At 63.5% G+C, this 19,531-nt stretch carries 20 protein-coding genes; 13 read left to right on the top strand and 7 right to left on the bottom strand.

Features of this window, described 5'->3' with window-relative positions; translation table 11 throughout:
• Positions 1–201: 201 nt before the first annotated feature.
• Together CAG34_RS12530 and CAG34_RS12525 are read right to left on the bottom strand one after the other, a co-directional pair.
• On the bottom strand, positions 202–1,008 hold the full coding sequence (locus CAG34_RS12530) for an HDOD domain-containing protein (RefSeq protein WP_025340431.1): 807 nt from the start codon (positions 1,006–1,008) through the stop codon (positions 202–204).
• 55 nt (positions 1,009–1,063) lie between these two features.
• Complete coding sequence (locus tag CAG34_RS12525; RefSeq protein WP_085590280.1) at positions 1,064–2,005, bottom strand: folate-binding protein YgfZ; 942 nt, start codon at positions 2,003–2,005, stop codon at positions 1,064–1,066.
• A 133-nt stretch (positions 2,006–2,138) separates the two neighbouring features.
• Here CAG34_RS12525 and CAG34_RS12520 point away from each other — a divergent pair, with 133 nt between their 5' ends.
• Positions 2,139–2,393, top strand: a complete 255-nt coding sequence (locus CAG34_RS12520; RefSeq protein ID WP_003252043.1) for a succinate dehydrogenase assembly factor 2 — start codon at positions 2,139–2,141, stop codon at positions 2,391–2,393.
• Positions 2,377–2,835, top strand: a complete 459-nt coding sequence (locus CAG34_RS12515) for a protein YgfX (RefSeq protein ID WP_085590278.1) — start codon at positions 2,377–2,379, stop codon at positions 2,833–2,835. The genes CAG34_RS12520 and CAG34_RS12515 overlap by 17 nt, the downstream gene beginning before the upstream one ends.
• A 118-nt stretch (positions 2,836–2,953) precedes the next feature.
• Here the strand turns inward: CAG34_RS12515 and nadB are convergent, their stop codons facing one another.
• Positions 2,954–4,558, bottom strand: a complete 1,605-nt coding sequence (nadB, locus tag CAG34_RS12510; protein WP_085590276.1) for an L-aspartate oxidase — start codon at positions 4,556–4,558, stop codon at positions 2,954–2,956.
• A gap of 434 nt (positions 4,559–4,992) precedes the next feature.
• Here nadB and rpoE point away from each other — a divergent pair, with 434 nt between their 5' ends.
• From rpoE to pdxJ, 10 genes are all read left to right on the top strand, one after another.
• Entirely contained in the window at positions 4,993–5,574 is a 582-nt protein-coding gene (rpoE, locus tag CAG34_RS12505) for an RNA polymerase sigma factor RpoE (protein ID WP_003252049.1), read from the top strand.
• Between the two features lie 31 nt (positions 5,575–5,605).
• The gene (locus tag CAG34_RS12500) at positions 5,606–6,196 is read left to right on the top strand and encodes a sigma-E factor negative regulatory protein (protein ID WP_013973999.1); all 591 of its coding nucleotides are present in this window, start codon (positions 5,606–5,608) and stop codon (positions 6,194–6,196) included.
• 12 nt (positions 6,197–6,208) lie between these two features.
• Positions 6,209–7,171, top strand: a complete 963-nt coding sequence (locus CAG34_RS12495; protein WP_085590274.1) for a MucB/RseB C-terminal domain-containing protein — start codon at positions 6,209–6,211, stop codon at positions 7,169–7,171.
• A 222-nt stretch (positions 7,172–7,393) separates the two neighbouring features.
• Positions 7,394–8,794, top strand: a complete 1,401-nt coding sequence (locus CAG34_RS12490) for a DegQ family serine endoprotease (protein ID WP_371257967.1) — start codon at positions 7,394–7,396, stop codon at positions 8,792–8,794.
• 181 nt (positions 8,795–8,975) lie between these two features.
• A complete protein-coding gene (gene lepA / locus CAG34_RS12485) occupies positions 8,976–10,775 on the top strand; it encodes a translation elongation factor 4 (protein WP_063913174.1) in 1,800 nt (599 codons plus the stop codon).
• Positions 10,776–10,780: 5 nt separating this feature from the next.
• The gene (gene lepB, locus CAG34_RS12480) at positions 10,781–11,635 is read left to right on the top strand and encodes a signal peptidase I (protein ID WP_003258486.1); all 855 of its coding nucleotides are present in this window, start codon (positions 10,781–10,783) and stop codon (positions 11,633–11,635) included.
• A 161-nt stretch (positions 11,636–11,796) separates the two neighbouring features.
• On the top strand, positions 11,797–12,486 hold the full coding sequence (gene rnc / locus CAG34_RS12475; protein ID WP_003258487.1) for a ribonuclease III: 690 nt from the start codon (positions 11,797–11,799) through the stop codon (positions 12,484–12,486).
• Positions 12,479–13,381, top strand: a complete 903-nt coding sequence (gene era, locus CAG34_RS12470; RefSeq protein WP_015271595.1) for a GTPase Era — start codon at positions 12,479–12,481, stop codon at positions 13,379–13,381. Before rnc ends, era begins: the two co-directional genes overlap by 8 nt.
• Before the next feature lie 124 nt (positions 13,382–13,505).
• On the top strand, positions 13,506–14,189 hold the full coding sequence (gene recO, locus CAG34_RS12465) for a DNA repair protein RecO (protein ID WP_015271594.1): 684 nt from the start codon (positions 13,506–13,508) through the stop codon (positions 14,187–14,189).
• A 61-nt stretch (positions 14,190–14,250) separates the two neighbouring features.
• Positions 14,251–14,973 carry a pyridoxine 5'-phosphate synthase gene (gene pdxJ / locus CAG34_RS12460; protein ID WP_371858041.1) on the top strand — a complete coding sequence of 241 codons (723 nt, stop codon included), beginning with the start codon at positions 14,251–14,253 and terminating at the stop codon, positions 14,971–14,973.
• A gap of 127 nt (positions 14,974–15,100) precedes the next feature.
• On the opposite strand, the gene CAG34_RS12455 is transcribed toward pdxJ, so the two are convergent.
• On the bottom strand, positions 15,101–16,483 hold the full coding sequence (locus CAG34_RS12455; RefSeq protein ID WP_085590268.1) for a heavy metal sensor histidine kinase: 1,383 nt from the start codon (positions 16,481–16,483) through the stop codon (positions 15,101–15,103).
• Positions 16,480–17,154, bottom strand: coding sequence for a heavy metal response regulator transcription factor (locus tag CAG34_RS12450; protein WP_003258489.1), 675 nt, complete (start codon positions 17,152–17,154; stop codon positions 16,480–16,482). The genes CAG34_RS12455 and CAG34_RS12450 overlap by 4 nt, the downstream gene beginning before the upstream one ends.
• A 403-nt stretch (positions 17,155–17,557) precedes the next feature.
• On the opposite strand from CAG34_RS12450, the gene CAG34_RS12445 reads away from it, so the two are divergent.
• A complete protein-coding gene (locus tag CAG34_RS12445) occupies positions 17,558–17,761 on the top strand; it encodes a hypothetical protein (protein ID WP_085590266.1) in 204 nt (67 codons plus the stop codon).
• Between the two features lie 69 nt (positions 17,762–17,830).
• On the opposite strand, the gene cmoB is transcribed toward CAG34_RS12445, so the two are convergent.
• Positions 17,831–18,787 carry a tRNA 5-methoxyuridine(34)/uridine 5-oxyacetic acid(34) synthase CmoB gene (cmoB, locus tag CAG34_RS12440; RefSeq protein WP_085590264.1) on the bottom strand — a complete coding sequence of 319 codons (957 nt, stop codon included), beginning with the start codon at positions 18,785–18,787 and terminating at the stop codon, positions 17,831–17,833.
• Positions 18,784–19,527, bottom strand: coding sequence for a carboxy-S-adenosyl-L-methionine synthase CmoA (gene cmoA, locus CAG34_RS12435; protein WP_025340420.1), 744 nt, complete (start codon positions 19,525–19,527; stop codon positions 18,784–18,786). Before cmoA ends, cmoB begins: the two co-directional genes overlap by 4 nt.
• Between the last annotated feature and the right edge of the window lie 4 nt (positions 19,528–19,531).

Genomic DNA, 19,531 nt, shown 5'->3' with positions numbered 1-19,531 from the left:
CCCTTTCGCCGGCAAGCCAGCCCCCACCTCGACTGCATTGACCTCAAGTCATGTGCTATCCCTGTGGGAGCTGGCTTGCCGGCGATGAGGCCAGTACAGGCAGCACAAGATATGCTGCCACAGGTTTAACTGCCCTCGAGAACAGCGAGCAACTTGTGGGAGCTGGCTTGCCGGCGATAGGGCCGAACAGGCTGACACCGGTCAGCGCAACATGCTCCGCGCCTCGATCAGTTCACCCACTTCAAGCTCGGTACCGTACGGCAGGCCCAGATGGCGGTATGCCGGCAGTGCCGCCAGCGGCCGGTGGCGCCCGCGCTGGCTGATGCAGCGGGCGATCTGCACGATGTCGATGTAGTCGATCTTGTCAGTCTGCCGGTCCAGGTCCTGCACTTGGCTCGGCAGGTTGACCAGTTGCTCCGGAAACTCCCAGGCCTTGAGGATCTTGTCGCCCAGCACCGGCTGGATCTGCTCGATCACATAATGCAGGCACACCGGGTCGGACAGCAGTTCGTTGTGCTCTTCGGCATAGATCAGCACCGGTAGTGCGCCAATCTGGTTGACCAGCCCGCCGAGGGTAGCCTGGTCGGGCTTGAGTTGTGTATAGCGGCGGCAGATTTCGTAGCTGATGCCCGCCACATCCAGGCTGTTGGCCCAGATATCACGTAACTTCTGTTCCACTGCCGGCGCCCGGGCGTGGAAAATCTGCTCGATCACCAGGCCAATGGCCAGGTTGCAGCTGTAGTTGATGCCCAGCCGCGTGATGGCGGTGTGCAGGTCGGTGACCTCGACCGCCGCGCGCAGCAGCGGGCTGTTGACGACCTTGATCAGGCGCGCTGAAAGGGCCGCATCGCGACCGATCACCTTGCTCAGGGCCGCCACGCTGATCTCGCTGTCTTCCGCCGCCTCGCGGATGCTCAAGGCAACCTCGGGCAGGGTCGGCAGGACCAGGTCATCCTTTTCGATGGCATCGAGCAACTGTGCTTGAACCATCTCGGCCAGCTTGTTCATGGGCGTGTCTACCGCAGTGGTGGTGCGGCCCCGCCACGTAGGCGGGGCAGGCTGGTCAACGCTGGATTTCCCGGTCGCGGTCCAGTTCGTAGGGCAGGGTCAGCACCTGCAGGCGTGGGCCTTCCAGGCTGCCCAGGTGCAGGTTGTCGTCTTCCACCGCTTCGGCGCTGAGCACGGCGAGCAGTTCGCAGCCGGTGCCGTTGCTGGCAGCAATGACCACTTCACCGACCGACGAACCATGGGTGGGCGAGAAGATCTCGGCACCCGGGGCTGGAATGGCCTGCTGGTCCAGTGCCAGGCGGTACTGGCGGCGCTTGAGCTTGCCCAGGTACTGCATGCGGGCAACGATTTCCTGACCGGTGTAGCAGCCCTTCTTGAAGCTGACGCCGTCGACGGCCTGCAGGTTGATCATCTGCGGGATGAACAGCTCGCGGGTCGGCCCCATTACCTGGCCGATCCCGGCGCGAATCTGCCCCAGTAGCCAGTTGTCGAGGCTACCTTCGGGCAGTGCGGCGGCCAGCGCCTGGCGAACGCTGTCGGCTTTGTCTGCCGGTATCCACAGCTCCACGCGGCCAGCGGACACGGCAATGGCGATCAACCCGTCGTGGCGCACGGTGCTGCCAGCTGCCGCAGGCACATCGAGCCCCAGGGCCTGCAGCGCCGCATCGCCGCCTTGCAGGCCGAAGCGTGCCCAGGCAGCGCTTTCATCGGTCAGCGTCGCCTTCGAGAACACGGCGTACTTCTTGAGGTCGGCCAGCTGGGCGTCGAGCAGCTCGCTGGCCATGGCCAGCAGGTAGCCGTTGCCTTCGGGCAGGATGCGGAAACTCGACTGCATGCGCCCCTTGACCATGCAGCGGGCGCCGAGGCTGGCGTGTTCCGGGCTGAGGTAGTTGATGTTGCAGGTCAGCTGGCCTTGCAGGAACTTGCCTGCATCGGAGCCGCGGACGGCGAGGATGCCCTCGTGGGACAGGGGGCAGAAGAAAGCGGAATCGGCCATGGGTCATCGCGGTGGCTAAAGACTGGCGGCCATCATAGAACGCCGGTAACAAAATAGGTAGGTGACTAGACCAACGCCCGGTGTCGCTTCGCTCGCCTGGCTGTATACTGGCGGGCCATTCGAGGAGGGCCCCATGGTCGAACAAACTGAACTCAACCGGCTTTTCTGGCACAGCCGCCGCGGCATGCTGGAACTGGACGTACTGTTGGTGCCTTTCACCCAGGAAGTCTACCCCACGCTCAACGAAACCGACCGCGAACTCTACGTGCGTCTGTTGAGCTGCGAGGATCAGGACATGTTCGGCTGGTTCATGGAGCGCACCGAGTCCGAAGACCCGGAGCTGCAGCGCATGGTTCGCATCATCCTGGACCGTGTCCAGCCCAAGTGAGTGCTTCGAGTGCCGCTGGCAAGGCTCGCGCCTGCTGCTGGCGGCCTACCTGGGGTGCCAGGTACTGGCGTGGTTCGCCGTATGGGCGAGCCCGCTGCCCGGGTGGTCGGCCCTTGCTGTTGTCGCCGCCTGTATGGCCCACGCTGGCTGGGCCATTCCCCGACGTATTCTGCTGACGCATGAGCATGCCGTTGTTGGCCTGCGACGTGATGTGCGCGGCTGGCAGGTGTTCAGCCGTGCCCGTGGCTGGCAGCCGGTGCGCTTGTGCCGGGACAGCGTGGCGTTGCCGGCGCTGGTGGTGTTGCGCTTTGTGCGGGAGGGGCGCTGGTTGGGGGAGAGCCAATGCGTGCCACGGGATGCGCTGGGGGCTGATGAGCACAGGCGCTTGCGGGTGCGGTTGAAATTCAGCCGGCGCAGGTGGGCAGGGGTGAGCCGGGCATAAAACCATACCGAGTTGGCGTCTTCGCGGGCCTGCCCGCTCCCACAGGTACTGCGCAAGCCTGCAAGGCAGTGGGATTCCTGTGGGAGCGGGCGCGCCCGCGAAGGCCGCGACGCCGATTTCAGATCGGGCTGAGAATGGTGTCCTTGGCCTCGTCCAGCATCCCCGGGTAATCCAGGGTGTAATGCAGTCCGCGGCTTTCCTTGCGCTGCATGGCCGACAGGATCATCAACTCGGCCACCTGCGCCAGGTTGCGCAATTCGATCAGGTCGCGGCTGACCTTGTAGTTGCTGTAGAACTCGTCGATTTCGTCCAGCAGCAGGCGAATGCGGTGCTGCGCTCGCTGCAGGCGCTTGCTGGTACGCACGATGCCGACGTAGTCCCACATGAAGCGCCGCAGTTCGTCCCAGTTGTGCGCAATGATCACGTCCTCGTCCGAGTCGGTGACCTGGCTGGCGTCCCAGCCGGGCAGGGCCTTGGGCATGACCACTTCATCCAGGTGCGCCTGGATGTCGGCCGCGGCGGCACGGCCATAGACGAAGCACTCCAGCAGCGAGTTGCTGGCCATGCGGTTGGCGCCGTGCAGGCCGGTGAAGCTGGTTTCACCTATGGCATACAGGCCCGGCACGTCGGTATGGCCGCGGTCGTCGACCATCACTCCGCCGCAGGTGTAGTGCGCCGCAGGTACTACCGGGATCGGCTGACGGGTGATGTCGATACCGAAGGCCAGGCAGCGCTCGTACACGGTGGGGAAGTGGCTCTTGATGAAGTCGGCCGGCTTGTGGGTGATGTCCAGGTACACGCAGTCCACACCCAGGCGCTTCATTTCGTGGTCGATGGCGCGGGCCACGATGTCGCGCGGGGCCAGTTCTTCGCGGGGGTCGAAGCGTGGCATGAAACGCTCGCCATTGGGCAGGCGCAGCAGGGCGCCTTCGCCGCGCAGGGCTTCGGTAACCAGGAAACTCTTGGCCTGCGGGTGGTACAGGCAAGTCGGGTGGAACTGGTTGAACTCCAGGTTCGCCACCCGGCAACCGGCCCGCCAGGCCATGGCGATGCCGTCGCCGCAGGCACCATCGGGGTTGCTGGTATACAGGTAGACCTTGGCCGCGCCGCCAGTGGCCAGCACGGTGAAGCGCGCACCGAAGGTGTCCACCTCGCCGGTGTTGCGGTCGAGCACATAGGCACCCAGGCAGCGCTCGCCGGGCAGGCCGAGGCGACGTTCGGTAATCAGGTCGACCGCCACGCGCTGCTCCAGCAGCTGGATGTTCGGGCGTAGGCGGGCCTGCTCCAGCAGCGTGGTGAAGATGGCTGCGCCGGTGGCGTCGGCGGCATGGATGATGCGCCGGTGGCTATGGCCGCCTTCGCGGGTCAGGTGGAACTCGAAGCCACCGTCGTCGACGCTGTAGTGCTCGTCGCGGGTAAAGGGCACGCCTTGCTCGATCAGCCACTCGATGGCTTCGCGGCTGTGCTCGACGGTAAAGCGCACAGCTTCTTCATGGCACAGGCCGCCGCCGGCATTGAGGGTGTCCTCGACATGCGACTGCACGGTATCGGTATTGTCCAGCACTGCCGCGACACCGCCCTGGGCCCAGAAGGTCGAGCCGTTGGCCAGGTCGCCCTTGCTGAGCACGGCGACTCGCAGGTGGCTGGGGAGGTTCAGTGCCAGGCTGAGACCGGCGGCACCGCTGCCGATCACCAGGACATCATGTTGGAATTGTTGGCTCATGTCGGGACACTAGTATTCTTTGGAAGGGGCGCGGCACAATAGTCACGCGCCGATGGCATTGTGAAACTATCGTTAAAGCTGGCCGGGTTGCCTTTATAGCAGCCCCTGGTGGCCAATTTCCATGCCACTTGCCTGGTCGCGACAACCTTTGTGGGAACTTTCCGACATGGCCGGAAATCCTATGAAGGCTGCCCACGCGCCACAACTTGCCGCGGCGACGCAGGGCGGCAGGCCTGTCCGGGCTGTCCCTGCGTACTCGAAACCTGATTATCGACGTAGCCGGCCGTGACCGTGCCGCGTCTTCCGTGCAACCCGACCAAGGGCTGCAGGAAACTTGCTTGGAGGGGAGAACTTTTGCGCAAAGCCCGAGTCTATGGTTGCAAGCCTGAACGATGGCTGTTGCAACGCTCCTTCGAGTTCACTGAGGAGTGTTCATGCTAACCCAGGAAGAGGATCAGCAGCTTGTCGAGCGCGTTCAGCGCGGTGACAGGCGAGCTTTCGATCTGTTGGTGCTGAAGTATCAGCACAAGATTCTCGGGTTGATCGTGCGGTTCGTTCACGATACCCACGAGGCCCAGGATGTAGCACAGGAAGCCTTCATCAAGGCCTACCGTGCGCTTGGCAACTTCCGCGGAGACAGTGCGTTCTATACGTGGCTGTACCGCATCGCCATCAACACGGCGAAGAACTACCTGGTGTCCCGTGGAAGACGGCCGCCAGACAGTGATGTGAGCTCCGAGGATGCGGAGTTTTACGACGGCGATCATGGTCTCAAGGATCTCGAGTCCCCAGAACGCTCGTTGTTGCGGGATGAAATCGAAGGCACTGTCCATCGCACCATCCAGCAACTGCCTGAAGACTTGCGCACGGCACTGACCCTGCGCGAGTTCGACGGGCTGAGTTACGAAGACATTGCCAGTGTCATGCAATGTCCGGTGGGTACCGTGCGCTCTCGAATCTTCCGCGCTCGGGAGGCCATAGACAAAGCCCTGCAACCTTTGCTGCAGGAAACCTGAGACAGCGGCGACAGCCAAGAGAGGAACCGCCATGAGTCGTGAAGCTTTGCAGGAATCGCTGTCCGCGGTGATGGATAACGAAGCGGACGAGCTTGAACTGCGTCGTGTGTTGAACGCCGTAGACGATGCTGAAACCCGTGCCACCTGGTCGCGTTACCAGGTTGCCCGCGCAGCCATGCACAAGGAGCTGCTGCTGCCCAACCTGGATATCGCCTCGGCGGTGTCTGCAGCGCTGGCTGACGAAGCCGTGCCGGCCAAGGCCAAGAAAGGGCCATGGCGCAGCATTGGCCGCCTGGCGGTAGCTGCCTCGGTCACCGTAGCGGTGCTGGCCGGTGTGCGCATGTACAACCAGGACGAGATCACTGGCGCCGAGCTTGCTGCCCAGCAACCTGCCCAGCAAGGCCTGAGTGTGCCACAAGCACAAGGCCCGGCCGTTTTGGCAGGCTATAGTGAGAGCAGTGAGCAACCGACCGGGCCGATGGCCAACGGCGTGCTGCAGAACCAGGCCGGCTGGGACCAGCGTCTGCCAGGCTACCTGCGCCAGCATGCCCAGGAATCTGCGCTCAAGGGCACTGAAACCGCATTGCCGTATGCCCGCGCCGCCAGCCTGGAAAACCGTTAAGTAAGGAGGATCATGCGCGCGCTACCTCTCCTGTCGCTGCTGATTGGCAGCTGCATGACGGTGCCAGCATTGGCGGCCAATTCCTCGCCCGAGGCGAGCGAGTGGCTTAGCAAGCTGGCACAGGCCGAGCAAAAGCAGAGCTACCAAGGCTCTTTTGTCTACGAACGCAATGGCAGCTTCTCTTCCCACGAGATCTGGCACAGGGTCGACGACGGCAAGGTCAGCGAGCGGCTGTTGCAGCTCGATGGCGCCGCCCAGGAGATCGTGCGCGTGGATGGCAAGGTAGAGTGCGTCAGCGGGGCCTTGGCCAGTGGTGTGACAACGCCCCCGGACACCGCGCAGCGTGTGCTTGATCCGCTGAAACTGATGGGCTGGTATGACTTGAGCGTGGCGGGCAAGTCACGGGTCGCCGGGCGCGATGCCGTGATCGTGACGCTCACCCCGCGCGACCAGCACCGTTACGCCTTCGAATTGCACCTGGACCGTGCTACCGGCCTGCCGCTGCGCTCGTTGATGGTCAACGACAAGGGGCAGTTGCTGGAGCGCTTCCAGATGACCCGTCTCGATACCGAAGCACCTAGCGACGACGACCTGCGCGCCAGCGCTGCGTGCAAGCCGGTGCAGCATGTGGCCGCTGCCGCCAATGACACGGTCGCCGGCTGGCGTTCGGACTGGCTGCCGCCTGGCTTCGAACTGGTCAACAGCTCGGTACGCCGCGACCCCAAGAATGACAGCACGGTCAGCAGCCTGATGTACGACGATGGCCTGGCGCGCTTCTCGGTGTTCCTCGAGTCGGTAAAGGATGAGGGCGGGACCGACATGCGCACCCAGCTTGGCCCGACTTCGGCGGTCTCGCGTCGGCTGAACACGCCCAAGGGCAAGGTGATGGTCACAGTGGTCGGCGAGATTCCGCTGGGTACCGCAGAGCGTGTGGCGCTGTCGATGCGCCCCCAGGATGGCCAGGCGCGCCAGTGATGGCGCGCATTTGCGGGCCTGGCGTGCGGGCCATGCCAAGGCGTGCGGACATGCCTCTGAAATGAAATTAAAGCATTGTCATTTGCAATCCATCGGCAAATTTTCTATAGGTCAGGCTTCTTGGAGCCTGGCCTTTCCTGCTTTGTGCAGGGGCCTTTCTAAACTACCGCTCGTTGTGACGGGAGCCGTATGTCAATACCACGCTTGAAAACCTACCTATCGATGTTCGCCGCCGTGCTGATGCTCGGCCAGGTGCTCAGCGCCCAGGCCGAGGAAGCCCTGCCGGACTTCACTACCCTGGTCGAGCAGGCCTCGCCAGCCGTGGTCAACATCAGTACCAAGCAGAAGCTGCCGGACCGCCGCATGGCCGCCGGGCAGATGCCCGACCTGGAAGGCCTGCCGCCGATGTTCCGCGAGTTCTTCGAGCGCAACATGCCGCAGCAGCCGCGCTCGCCGCGTGGCGACCGCCAGCGCGAGGCCCAGTCGCTGGGTTCGGGCTTCATCATTTCCAGCGATGGCTACGTGCTGACCAACAACCACGTGGTAGCTGATGCCGACGAGATCATCGTCCGCCTGTCGGACCGCAGCGAGCTGCAGGCCAAGCTGGTCGGCACCGACCCGCGCACCGACGTGGCCTTGCTCAAGGTCGAGGGCAAGAACCTGCCGACCGTCAAGCTGGGTGATTCCGAGAAGCTCAAGGTGGGCGAGTGGGTACTGGCCATCGGTTCGCCGTTCGGCTTCGACCATTCGGTGACCAAAGGTATCGTCAGCGCCAAGGGCCGTACCTTGCCCAACGACACCTACGTACCGTTCATCCAGACGGACGTAGCCATCAACCCGGGCAACTCCGGCGGCCCGCTGTTCAACATGAACGGCGAAGTGGTGGGTATCAACTCGCAGATCTTCACCCGTTCCGGCGGTTTCATGGGCCTGTCGTTCGCCATCCCGATCGATGTGGCGATCGATGTCTCCAACCAGCTGAAGAAAGACGGCAAGGTCAGCCGCGGCTGGCTGGGCGTGGTGATCCAGGAGGTCAACAAGGACCTGGCTGAGTCGTTCGGCCTGGACAAGCCGGCCGGTGCCCTGGTGGCCCAGGTGCTGGAAAACGGCCCGGCAGCCAAGGGCGGCCTGCAGGTGGGTGACGTGATCCTGAGCATGAACGGCCAGCCGATCGTCATGTCGGCCGACCTGCCGCACCTGGTCGGCAGCCTCAAGGACGGCGAAAAGGCCAAGCTGGAGATCATCCGCAACGGCAAGCGCCAGAACCTCGACATCAGCGTTGGCGCACTGCCGGACGACGATGCCGACATCGGTACCGGCGCCGAAGGCAGCGCCGAGCGCAGCAGCAACCGCCTGGGCGTCTCGGTGGCCGACCTGACCGCCGAGCAGAAGAAAGCCCTGGAGCTCAAGGGCGGCGTGGTCATCAAGGAAGTCCAGGATGGCCCGGCCGCGATGATCGGCCTGCGCCCGGGTGACGTGATCAGCCACCTGAACAACCAGGCCATCGGTTCGGCCAAGGAATTCACCGAAATCGCCAAGGAACTGCCGAAGAACCGTTCGGTGTCGATGCGCGTGCTGCGTCAGGGCCGTGCCAGCTTCATTACCTTCAAGCTGGCTGAATAAGCGGCTTGGCAAGGAGAAAAGGGCAGCTTCGGCTGCCCTTTTTCATGAAAGTTCACAAGTGCAGGGGTGAATGCTGTGTACAGCCCGATAGAGGAATCTCCCATATCCCGGCAGCTTAAGGTACAATTCCCGGCTATTTTTCGGCGGGCGTCCGGCTCGCAGCCTTTTCGAGTGTTGACCCGTGAGTGATTTGAGTCATATCCGCAATTTCTCCATCATCGCCCACATCGACCATGGCAAGTCGACGCTGGCCGACCGTTTCATCCAAATGTGCGGTGGCCTGTCGGCACGCGAGATGGAAGCCCAGGTGCTCGATTCCATGGACCTGGAGCGTGAGCGCGGTATCACCATCAAGGCCCACAGCGTCACGCTCAACTACAAGGCGCAGGACGGCAAGGTCTACCAGCTGAACTTCATCGATACCCCCGGCCACGTCGACTTCACCTACGAAGTCTCGCGTTCGCTGGCGGCCTGTGAAGGCGCGCTGCTGGTGGTGGATGCCGGCCAGGGCGTCGAGGCCCAGTCCGTAGCCAACTGCTACACCGCCATCGAGCAGGGCCTTGAGGTCATGCCGGTACTGAACAAGATGGACCTGCCCCAGGCCGATCCGGATCGCGTCAAGGACGAGATCGAGAAGATCATCGGCATCGACGCCACCGACGCCGTGGCCTGCAGTGCCAAGAGCGGCATGGGCGTGGACGAGGTGCTCGAGCGCCTGGTGCAGACCATCCCCGCGCCGGAAGGCGATATCGAGGCGCCGCTGCAGGCGCTGATCATCGACTCCTGGTTCGACAACTACCTGGGCGTGGTCTCGTTGGTGCGCGTGCGCCACGGCCGCGTCAAGAAAGGCGACAAGATCCTGGTCAAGTCCACCGGCAAGGTGCACCTGGTCGACAGCGTGGGCGTGTTCACCCCGAAACACACCCAGACCGCCGACCTGAAGGCCGGCGAAGTGGGCTTCATCATCGCCAGCATCAAGGACATCCACGGTGCCCCGGTCGGTGATACCCTGACCCTGTCCACCACCCCTGAGGTCGAGGTGCTGCCAGGCTTCAAGAAGATCCAGCCGCAGGTCTACGCCGGCCTGTTCCCGGTCAGCTCCGACGACTTCGAGGACTTCCGCGATGCGCTGCAGAAGCTGACCCTGAACGACTCGTCGCTGCAATACATGCCGGAAAGCTCCGACGCCCTGGGCTTCGGCTTCCGTTGCGGCTTCCTCGGCATGCTGCACATGGAGATCATCCAGGAGCGCCTGGAGCGCGAATACGACCTGGACCTGATCACCACGGCGCCAAGCGTGATCTACGAGCTGGAGCTGAAAACCGGCGAGACCATCACCGTCGACAACCCGTCGAAGCTGCCAGACGTCTCGGCGGTCGCCGACTTCCGCGAGCCGATCGTCACCGCCACCATCCTGGTGCCGCAGGAGCACCTGGGCAACGTCATCACCCTGTGCATCGAGAAGCGTGGCGTGCAGCGCGACATGCAGTTCCTCGGCAGCCAGGTGCAGGTGCGCTACGACCTGCCGATGAACGAAGTGGTGCTGGACTTCTTCGACCGCCTCAAGTCCACCAGCCGCGGCTATGCTTCGCTGGACTATCATTTCGATCGCTACCAGTCGGCCAACCTGGTCAAGCTGGATGTACTGATCAACGGCGACAAGGTCGATGCCCTGGCATTGATCGTGCACCGCGACAACGCGGCCTACAAAGGCCGTGCGTTGACCGAGAAGATGAAGGAACTGATCCCTCGGCAGATGTTCGACGTGGCGATCCAGGCAGCTATCGGCGGCCAGATCATCGCGCGGACAACCGTCAAGGCGCTCAGAAAGAACGTACTGGCCAAGTGCTACGGCGGTGACGTCAGCCGTAAGAAGAAGCTGCTGGAGAAGCAGAAGGCCGGTAAGAAACGCATGAAACAGGTGGGTAACGTGGAGATTCCACAGGAAGCCTTCCTCGCCGTGCTCAGGTTGGATAGCTAGGTCCTATGTCGCTAAATTTCCCGCTGTTGCTAGTCATCGCCGTCTTCGTCTGCGGCCTGCTGGGCTTGATCGACCTGCTGTTCCTGGCTCCGCGCCGGCGTGCGGCAATCGCCAACTACCAGGGCAGCGTCAGCCAGCCCGAGATGGCGGTGGTCGAGCGCCTGGGCAAGGAGCCGTTGCTGGTCGAGTACGGCAAGTCGTTCTTCCCGGTGCTGTTCATCGTGCTGGTGCTGCGTTCGTTCCTGGTCGAGCCGTTCCAGATCCCTTCGGGGTCGATGAAGCCGACCCTGGAAGTGGGCGACTTCATCCTGGTGAACAAGTTCTCGTACGGCATTCGCCTGCCGGTGATCGACAAGAAGGTCATCGAGGTGGGTGACCCGCAACGCGGTGATGTGATGGTGTTCCGCTACCCGAGCGACCCGAACGTCAACTACATCAAGCGTGTGGTAGGCCTGCCGGGTGACCAGGTGCGCTACACCAGCGACAAGCGGTTGTTCGTCAACGGCCAGCCGATTGCCGAACAACTGGTGGGCACCGAGCCGGGCACCCTGGGCAGCGCCGAGCTGTACAAGGAAAAGCTCGGCGAGGCCGAACACCTGATCCGCAAGGAAATGAGCCGTTACCGCATGCCGCCGGACCAGCAATGGACCGTGCCGGCAGGCCATTACTTCATGATGGGCGACAACCGCGACAACTCCAACGACAGCCGTTACTGGGATGACCCGAACATCCCGAAGGAACTGCACGGCATGGTTCCGGACCGGAACATCGTCGGCAAGGCCTTCGCGGTGTGGATGAGCTGGCCAGAGCCCAAGCTCAGCCACCTGCCCAACCTGTCGCGGGTCGGTCTGATCCATTGATACCCATCGGCGCTGGCCAGCAGGCAGCGCCGAATGCATTTCTGACATAGGCTGTGTTCTCAGGGATCGGGAGATTCGCCGCACATCGCGGCGGGCCACAGCCAAACAGTCTTTCAGGATGTTGATTTGAACAACGCGTTGAACAACGAACGGGTGGCTGCATGAGTGCTCCCCTTGCCCGTCTGGAGCGAAAGCTCGGTTATACCTTCAAGAACCAGGACCAGATGCTCCTGGCACTGACCCATCGCAGTTACGCCGGGCGCAACAATGAGCGCCTGGAGTTTCTCGGTGACGCCATTCTCAACTTCGTCGCCGGCGAAGCGCTGTTCGAGCGTTTCCCGCAGGCCCGCGAAGGCCAGCTGTCGCGCCTGCGCGCGCGCCTGGTCAAGGGTGAGACCCTGGCCCGCCTGGCCCGTGGTTTCGACCTGGGCGATCACCTGCGCCTGGGTTCGGGTGAGCTCAAGAGCGGTGGCTTCCGCCGCGAGTCGATCCTGGCCGATGCCCTGGAGGCGCTGATTGGCGCCATCTACCTGGACGCCGACATGGAAACGGCCCGGGAGCGCGTGCTGGCGTGGCTGGCCGATGAGTTCGAAGGCCTGACCCTGGTCGATACCAACAAGGACCCGAAAACCCGCCTGCAGGAGTTCCTGCAGTCGCGCAGCTGCGAGCTGCCGCGTTACGAAGTGGTGGACATCCAGGGCGAACCGCACTGCCGGACCTTCTTCGTCGAATGCGAAGTGGTGCTGCTGAACAACAAGAGCCGTGGCCAGGGCGTTAGCCGGCGTATCGCCGAGCAAGTCGCTGCCGCGTCTGCACTGATCGCCCTGGGCGTGGAGAATGGCAATGACTGATAGCAACCCGACCCGCTGCGGCTACGTAGCCATTGTCGGCCGCCCGAACGTGGGCAAGTCGACCTTGCTCAACCACATCCTCGGCCAGAAGCTGGCGATCACCTCGCGCAAGCCGCAGACCACCCGCCACAACATGCTCGGCATCAAGACCGAGGGTGACGTGCAGGCGATCTACGTCGATACCCCCGGTATGCACAAGGCCAACGACAAGGCCTTGAACCGCTACATGAACCGCAACGCCTCGGCGGCCCTGAAGGACGTCGACGTGGTGATCTTCGTGGTCGACCGCACCAAATGGACCGACGAGGACCAACTGGTGCTGGAGCGCGTGCAGTACGTGACGGGCCCACTGATCATCGCGGTCAACAAGACCGACCGCATGGAAGAGAAGGCCGAACTGATCCCGCACCTGCAATGGCTGCAGGAGCAGTTGCCGAACGCCGAAGTGATGCCTATTTCCGCGCAACAGGGGCACAACCTGCAGGCGCTGGAAGCACAGATCGCCAAGCACCTCCCCGAGAACGAGCACTTCTTCCCCGAAGACCAGATCACCGACCGCAGCAGCCGCTTCCTGGCCGCCGAACTGGTGCGCGAGAAGATCATGCGCCAGCTGGGTGCGGAATTGCCGTACCAGATCACCGTGGAAATTGAAGAATTCAAGCAGCAGGGCCACGTGCTGCACATCCATGCGCTGATCCTGGTCGAGCGCGACGGCCAGAAAAAGATCATCATCGGCGACAAGGGCGAGCGCATCAAGCGCATCGGCTCCGAGGCGCGCAAGGACATGGAGGTGCTGTTCGACTCCAAGGTCATGCTCAACCTGTGGGTCAAGGTGAAAGGCGGCTGGTCCGATGACGAGCGCGCCCTGCGCTCGCTGGGCTACGGCGACCTGTAAATTCGCCTGACGGCTCAGGTTACTCTGTGGGAGCGGGTTTACCCGCGAATGCGTCAGTGGGTTCACCATCGCATTCGCGGGTAAACCCGCTCCCACAGTTGTCTGGGGCTTTTAGAGAGCGTTTATGGAACAACCTGTCGGCCAGCCAGCCTATGTGCTGCACAGCCGTGCCTACAAGGAAACCAGCGCGCTGGTGGACTTCTTCACCCCGCAGGGCCGCATGCGCGCGGTGCTGCGCCGTGCGCGTGGCAAGGGTGGCAGCCTGGTGCGGCCGTTCGTGCCGCTGGAGCTGGAACTGCGTGGGCGTGGCGAGCTGAAAAATGTCGGGCGCATGGACAGTGCCGGCATCGCCGCCTGGCTGCATGGCGATGCCCTGTTCAGCGGGTTGTACCTCAACGAACTGCTCATGCGCCTGCTGCCCGCCGAAGCGCCTTTCCCGGCGCTGTTCGAGCACTACACCCTGACCTTGCAAGCCTTGGCCGCCGGTCGCCCGCTGGAGCCGCTGCTGCGCTCCTTCGAATGGCGGCTGCTGGACGAGCTCGGTTACGCGTTTTCGTTGCACCACGACGTCAATGACCAGGCGATCGCGGTCGATGGCCTGTACCGCTTGCGTGTGGACGCCGGCCTGGAGCGGGTCGAGCTGGTGCAACCCGGGCTGTTCCGCGGCACCGAACTGCTGGCCCTGGCCGAAGCCGACTGGGATGCCCCAGGTGCCTTGCTCGCCGCCAAGCGCCTGATGCGCCAGGCACTGGCGGTTCATCTGGGGGCAAAACCGCTGGTCAGCCGGGAACTGTTTCGCAAGCGCTGATCACGACGTATGCTGTGGGGCTCAATCTTCAGGAGAGCCTTTCGTGACTCACAGCAACCGCATGCTTCTCGGCGTAAACATCGACCACGTGGCGACCCTGCGCCAGGCCCGGGGCACGCGTTACCCTGATCCGGTCAAGGCTGCCCTGGATGCCGAGGAAGCAGGCGCCGATGGCATCACCGTGCACCTGCGTGAAGACCGCCGGCACATCCAGGAGCGTGACGTGGTGCTGCTCAAGGACGTGCTGCAGACCCGCATGAACTTCGAGATGGGCGTCACCGAAGAGATGATGGCCTTTGCCGAGAAGATCCGCCCGGCGCATATCTGCCTGGTACCCGAAACCCGTCAGGAGCTGACCACCGAAGGCGGCCTGGACGTGGCGGGCCAGGGAGCACGGATCAAGGCTGCGGTTGAGCGCCTGTCGCGTACCGGTGCCGAAGTGTCGCTGTTCATCGATGCCGACGAGCGGCAGATCGAGGCTTCGCGTCGCGTTGGCGCGCCTGCCATCGAACTGCACACCGGGCGTTACGCCGATGCCGAAACCCCGACCGAAGTGGCCGAGGAACTCAAGCGTATCGTCGATGGTGTGGCGTTTGGCGTGGGGCAGGGGCTGATCGTCAATGCCGGTCACGGGCTGCATTACCACAACGTCGAGGCGGTGGCGGCGATCAAGGGCATCAATGAGCTGAACATCGGCCATGCGCTGGTGGCGCATGCGCTGTTCGTCGGCTTCAAGGCCGCTGTGGCGGAGATGAAGGCGCTGATCGTGGCGGCTTCGCGCTAATCGTTGGTCGCCTGTACCGGCCTCTTCGCGGGCTTGCCCGCTCCCACAGGGATTGCACAAGCTTCAAGGCCTGTGGGGTACCTGTGGGAGCGGGCAAGCCCGCGAAGAGGCCGGTGCAGGCAGCCGATCACTCGGCAGGAAACACCAGGGTAAACCGGGTAGGCCCCAAGGGGCTGCTGCTGACCTCGACCCGCCCGCCATGCAACTGCATGATCGATTTCACGATCGCCAGCCCCAACCCGGTCCCTCCCTCCAGCCGCGAGCGCCCCGAGCCCACTCGGTAAAACCGCTCGAACAAGCGCGACTGGTGTTCTTCAGCAATACCAGGCCCCTGGTTTTCCACTGAAAGCCGAACTTCGCTGCCCACGCGCTCGATACGTAGTTCCACAGGCTTGTCATCGGGGCAGTGCCGAATGGCATTGCTCAACAGGTTCGACAGTGCCCGCTGAAACATCAGCCGATCACCCTGCGCCGTCCCCCAGCCTTGCACACGCAACTCAACCCCTTTCAGTTCGGCACTGAACGCAAACAGCTCGACAACCCGCGCCGTCTCGTCGGCCAATGCCATGGGCTTGAGCGCGACCTGGGCCTGGGGTTGGCTGACCTGGGCGAGAAACAGCATGTCATTGATGATGCGGTTGAGCCGGGTCAGTTCTTCGATGCTGTCTTCCAGCACTTCCCGGTAATTCGCGTTGTCCCGTTCGCGGGCCAGCGTCACTTGCGCCTTGCCCATCAGGTTGCTCAACGGTGTGCGCAGTTCATGGGCCAGATCATCGGAGAACTGCGACAGCTGGCTGACGCCCTGATCGAGGCGGTCGAGCATCACGTTGATGCTGCTGGCCAGCTCTGCCAGCTCCAGCGGCAGGCCGGTAGCGGGAAGGCGATGTTGCAGGTCCTGGGCCGACACCCGCCCGGCAATGCGCCGGAAGTGCCGCAGTGGCCTCAGGCCGCGCTGCATCAGCCACCAGGCACCGGCCCCGATCAGCAACAGCAGCAACGGTAGCGCGAGCAAGGTGGAGTGCAGGTAGGCCTGCAGCAGGGCGTTGTCGTCGGCGCGGTTGAGCGACATCATCACCTTGACCGGGGTGTCGTCGCGCAGGTGCATCAGCCGGGTCACGGTGAGTATCTGGTTGCCATTGCTGTCGCGCCACGCATGAAAGGCCAGGCGGGCATCGGTGCGCAAATCGCCTACCTGCGATTCCAGCGCTGGCCCCAGGCTGAGCAGGTGCGGATGGCGGCCTTCGAGGGCCAGCACGCTGAGGCTGAGGTTGTCGTGGCCCATCACCAGGTCGAGCAAGGGATGGGCGCGGCTGCCCAGGTCTTCGCTACGCAGGTCGACCCGCAGGTTGTGCTCGACCTGCAGCATCTTGCGCGCCAGGTCCTTGCGTGCGCGGCTGTCCAGTTCGTGATCGAGGGCGAACACGGCCAGGCAGGCCAGCAGCAGCACCAGTGCGGCGCCCATCAGCGTCACGCTCAGGCCCAGGCGCAGTGACAGGCTGGCGTTTTTCAAAAGCGTGCCTCGAGCACGTAGCCGACGCCGCGCAGGGTATGGATCAGCTTGTTGTCGAACGGGTCGTCGATCTTTGCCCGCAGGCGCCGGATCGAAACCTCGACCACATTGGTGTCGCAGTCGAAGTTCATGTCCCACACCAGCGAGATGATCTGGGTGCGCGACAGCACCTCGCCGGTCTGGCGCATCAGCAGGTGCAGCAGGGCGAATTCCTTGGCGGTCAGGTCGATACGCTGCCCCGCGCGGTAGGCGCGGTGGCGGCCGGGGTCCAGCTCCAGATCGGCGACGCGCAGGGTGCTGGGCTGCAGTTGCTGGTCGTTGCGGCGCAGCAGGCTGCGGATACGGGCCAGCAGTTCCGGGAACTCGAAAGGTTTGAGCAGGTAATCGTCGGCCCCCAGGTCCAGGCCCTTGACCCGGTCGGCCAGGCGGCCGTGGGCGGTAAGCATCATGATGCGCGTGGCCGATTCGGCGCGCAGCCGCTGCAGCACGGTCCAGCCATCGAGTTCGGGCAGGTTGACGTCGAGGATGACCAGGTCGTAGGGCTGCTGGCGGGCCAGGTGCAGGCCATCGGTGCCGGTGTGGGCGCAGTCGACCACGTAGCCGTTCTCGCGCAGGCCCTGCTGCAGGTAGTCGGCGGTACGCAGTTCGTCCTCGATGATCAGTAGACGCATGGGGGGGCTCGGTGTGATGAAAGGGGGCGATTCTCGACCCTGTAGTGGCATCAGGGTCAAGGCGTGGGATGTTACGGCATGAGTAAGGGCGCGCGGCGCAGATAACGGATTTGTAATCCTGGTGTTATCTGGCTGTCTGTTCGGGCCCTATCGCCGGCAAGCCAGCTCCCACAGGTACTGCACAGTTTTCAAGACCTGTGGTGATCCTGTGGGAGCCAGCTCCCACAGGTACTGCACAGTTTTCAAGACTTGTGATGATCTTGTGGAAGCTGGCTTGCCGGCGATAGGGCCTGAACAGGCAAAACAAGGCCACATTGCAAGACTGTAATCCCCGCCTCACCTTGCCGTTAGCTGGCCCTCGCTAGGATGGCCCTGTCTGATCGGTTATCACGAGGCAACCACGATGAACCTGACCAAATACCTGCTGTTGGCCACCCTTGCCCTGGGCAGCGCCAGTGTTTACGCCGAGGGCGGTGCGGAACGTTCCAAACAATTCTGGCAAGCGTTCCGCGAAGACCAGCAGCGCCTGCACGACGACAAGCAACAGGCCGTTGCCGAGCGTGAGCGCAAGGTGCAGGAGAAGGCCCGCGAGTTGGCCAAGGACTGAGGTAACAGCACCTACGCCGTGACAGCTCCTCGGCGCAGGTGTATTCGGGCGCCCATCCGGGCGCCTTTTTTATTTGCGCGCCAGCAGGGTGGCGCGGCGTGGGGCCGGCAGGCCTTCGATGGTCTTGCTGTGGTCGTTCGGGTCGAGGAAGTCGCCCAGTGACTGGTAGCGCATCCACTCGGTGCTGCGCTGTTCCTCGACGCTGGTCACGCTTACGTCGACGCAACGCACGTCGCTGAAACCGGCACGGCGCAACCAGCGCTCCAGGGCCGGTACCGACGGCAGGTACCAGACGTTGCGCATCTGTGCATAGCGGTCCTCAGGTACCAGCACCTGGTTTTCGTCACCCTCGATCACCAGGGTTTCCAGCACCAGTTCACCGCCTTTGACCAGGCAGTCCTTGAGCGCCAGCAGGTGCTCGATGGGCGAGCGGCGATGGTAGAACACCCCCATGGAAAACACCGTGTCGAAACCTTCGAGGTTGGCCGGCAGGTCTTCCAGGGCGAATGGCAGGTGCCAGGCGGGCAGCTCTGGCAGGTATTGCTGAACGGCCTGGAACTGGCAGAAGAACAGCCAGTTGGGATCGACGCCAATCACCATGTCGGCGCCGGCACCGAGCATGCGCCACTGGTAGTAGCCGTTACCGCAGCCCACGTCGAGCACGCGCTTGCCCTTGAGGTCCAGGTGCGGGCCGACCCGGGACCATTTCCAGTCCGAACGCCATTCGGTGTCCACATGCACGCCGAACAGGTCGAATGGCCCTTTGCGCCAAGGGGACAGGCCCATCAGTGCCTGGCGCATCTGCGCGCGGGTGGCGTCGTCGCAATCGCAGTCCAGGCGCAGCCCGTTGACCAGGTCGATTTCGCTCGGATTCAGGGCGGGCAAGGCTTCCAGCGCACCGCGCCAGCGGTCGAGGTCACCGTGACCCTTCTCCAGCTTGGCTTCCAGTTGCGCTTGCAGGCCTTGCGACCAGGAAGCCAGGGGCGTGCCCGCCAGGCGGCGGACGAGGGGGGACAGATCGATCATGGCAGGGCAATCAAAGAGGCGAAATTAAGGCATTGGAACCAGGGCACCACCTTCGAGAAACCGGCTGCGCGCAGGCGCGCCTGGTGGGCTTCGAGGGTGTCGGGCCTCATCACGTTCTCGATGGCGCTGCGCTTCTGGGCAATTTCCAGTTCGCTGTAGCCATTGGCACGTTTGAAGTCCAGGTGCAGTTCATTGAGCAAGTCCTGCTGTTCATCATCGGCGAAGCGCAGTTTTTCCGAGAGGATCAGCGCACCACCGGGCAACAGTGCCTGGCGGATGCGGCCGAGCAGCTCCAGGCGCTGGTCGGGGGCGATGAATTGCAGGGTGAAATTCATCGCCACCACCGAGGCGGGCTCGAAGGGCAGGGCCAGGATGTCGGCTTCCAGCACCTGCACCGGCAGCAGTTCCTGGAACATCGAGTCCTGGGCGGTGAGGTACTGGCGGCAACGCTCGACCATCGCCGCGGAGTTGTCCACGGCGATTACCCGGCAGCCGTCACTGCGCACATGGCGGCGCAGCGATTGAGTAACGGCACCCAACGACGCACCCAGGTCGTACAGCGCGGTATGCGGCTGGGCGAAGCGCGCGGCCAGCACGCCGAGGTTCTCGACGATGGTCGGGTAGCCCGGAACCGAGCGCTTGATCATGTCCGGGAACACACGCACCACATCCTCGTTGAAGACGAAGTCGGGCACTTGCTCCAAGGGCTGGGCGAAAAGGCGGTCGGGTTGTTTGCTCACGGCG

Source organism: Pseudomonas sp. B14(2017), assembly GCF_002113255.1.
In the GTDB taxonomy this organism is placed as follows: Bacteria; Pseudomonadota; Gammaproteobacteria; order Pseudomonadales; family Pseudomonadaceae; genus Aquipseudomonas; species Aquipseudomonas putida_Z.
This window is presented reverse-complemented; position numbering and strand designations above follow the sequence as displayed.

Bases quoted from the DNA above. Each gene is read 5' to 3' on its own strand.
- CAG34_RS12530 (WP_025340431.1), bottom strand. From the start codon at position 1,008: ATGAACAAGCTGGCCGAGATGGTTCAAGCACAGTTGCTCGATGCCATC.
- CAG34_RS12525 (WP_085590280.1), bottom strand. From the start codon at position 2,005: ATGGCCGATTCCGCTTTCTTCTGCCCCCTGTCCCACGAGGGCATCCTC.
- CAG34_RS12520 (WP_003252043.1), top strand. From the start codon at position 2,139: ATGGTCGAACAAACTGAACTCAACCGGCTTTTCTGGCACAGCCGCCGC.
- nadB (WP_085590276.1), bottom strand. From the start codon at position 4,558: ATGAGCCAACAATTCCAACATGATGTCCTGGTGATCGGCAGCGGTGCC.
- rpoE (WP_003252049.1), top strand. From the start codon at position 4,993: ATGCTAACCCAGGAAGAGGATCAGCAGCTTGTCGAGCGCGTTCAGCGC.
- CAG34_RS12500 (WP_013973999.1), top strand. From the start codon at position 5,606: ATGAGTCGTGAAGCTTTGCAGGAATCGCTGTCCGCGGTGATGGATAAC.
- CAG34_RS12495 (WP_085590274.1), top strand. From the start codon at position 6,209: ATGCGCGCGCTACCTCTCCTGTCGCTGCTGATTGGCAGCTGCATGACG.
- CAG34_RS12490 (WP_371257967.1), top strand. From the start codon at position 7,394: ATGTTCGCCGCCGTGCTGATGCTCGGCCAGGTGCTCAGCGCCCAGGCC.
- lepB (WP_003258486.1), top strand. From the start codon at position 10,781: ATGTCGCTAAATTTCCCGCTGTTGCTAGTCATCGCCGTCTTCGTCTGC.
- rnc (WP_003258487.1), top strand. From the start codon at position 11,797: ATGAGTGCTCCCCTTGCCCGTCTGGAGCGAAAGCTCGGTTATACCTTC.
- era (WP_015271595.1), top strand. From the start codon at position 12,479: ATGACTGATAGCAACCCGACCCGCTGCGGCTACGTAGCCATTGTCGGC.
- recO (WP_015271594.1), top strand. From the start codon at position 13,506: ATGGAACAACCTGTCGGCCAGCCAGCCTATGTGCTGCACAGCCGTGCC.
- pdxJ (WP_371858041.1), top strand. From the start codon at position 14,251: ATGCTTCTCGGCGTAAACATCGACCACGTGGCGACCCTGCGCCAGGCC.
- CAG34_RS12450 (WP_003258489.1), bottom strand. From the start codon at position 17,154: ATGCGTCTACTGATCATCGAGGACGAACTGCGTACCGCCGACTACCTG.
- CAG34_RS12445 (WP_085590266.1), top strand. From the start codon at position 17,558: ATGAACCTGACCAAATACCTGCTGTTGGCCACCCTTGCCCTGGGCAGC.
- cmoB (WP_085590264.1), bottom strand. From the start codon at position 18,787: ATGATCGATCTGTCCCCCCTCGTCCGCCGCCTGGCGGGCACGCCCCTG.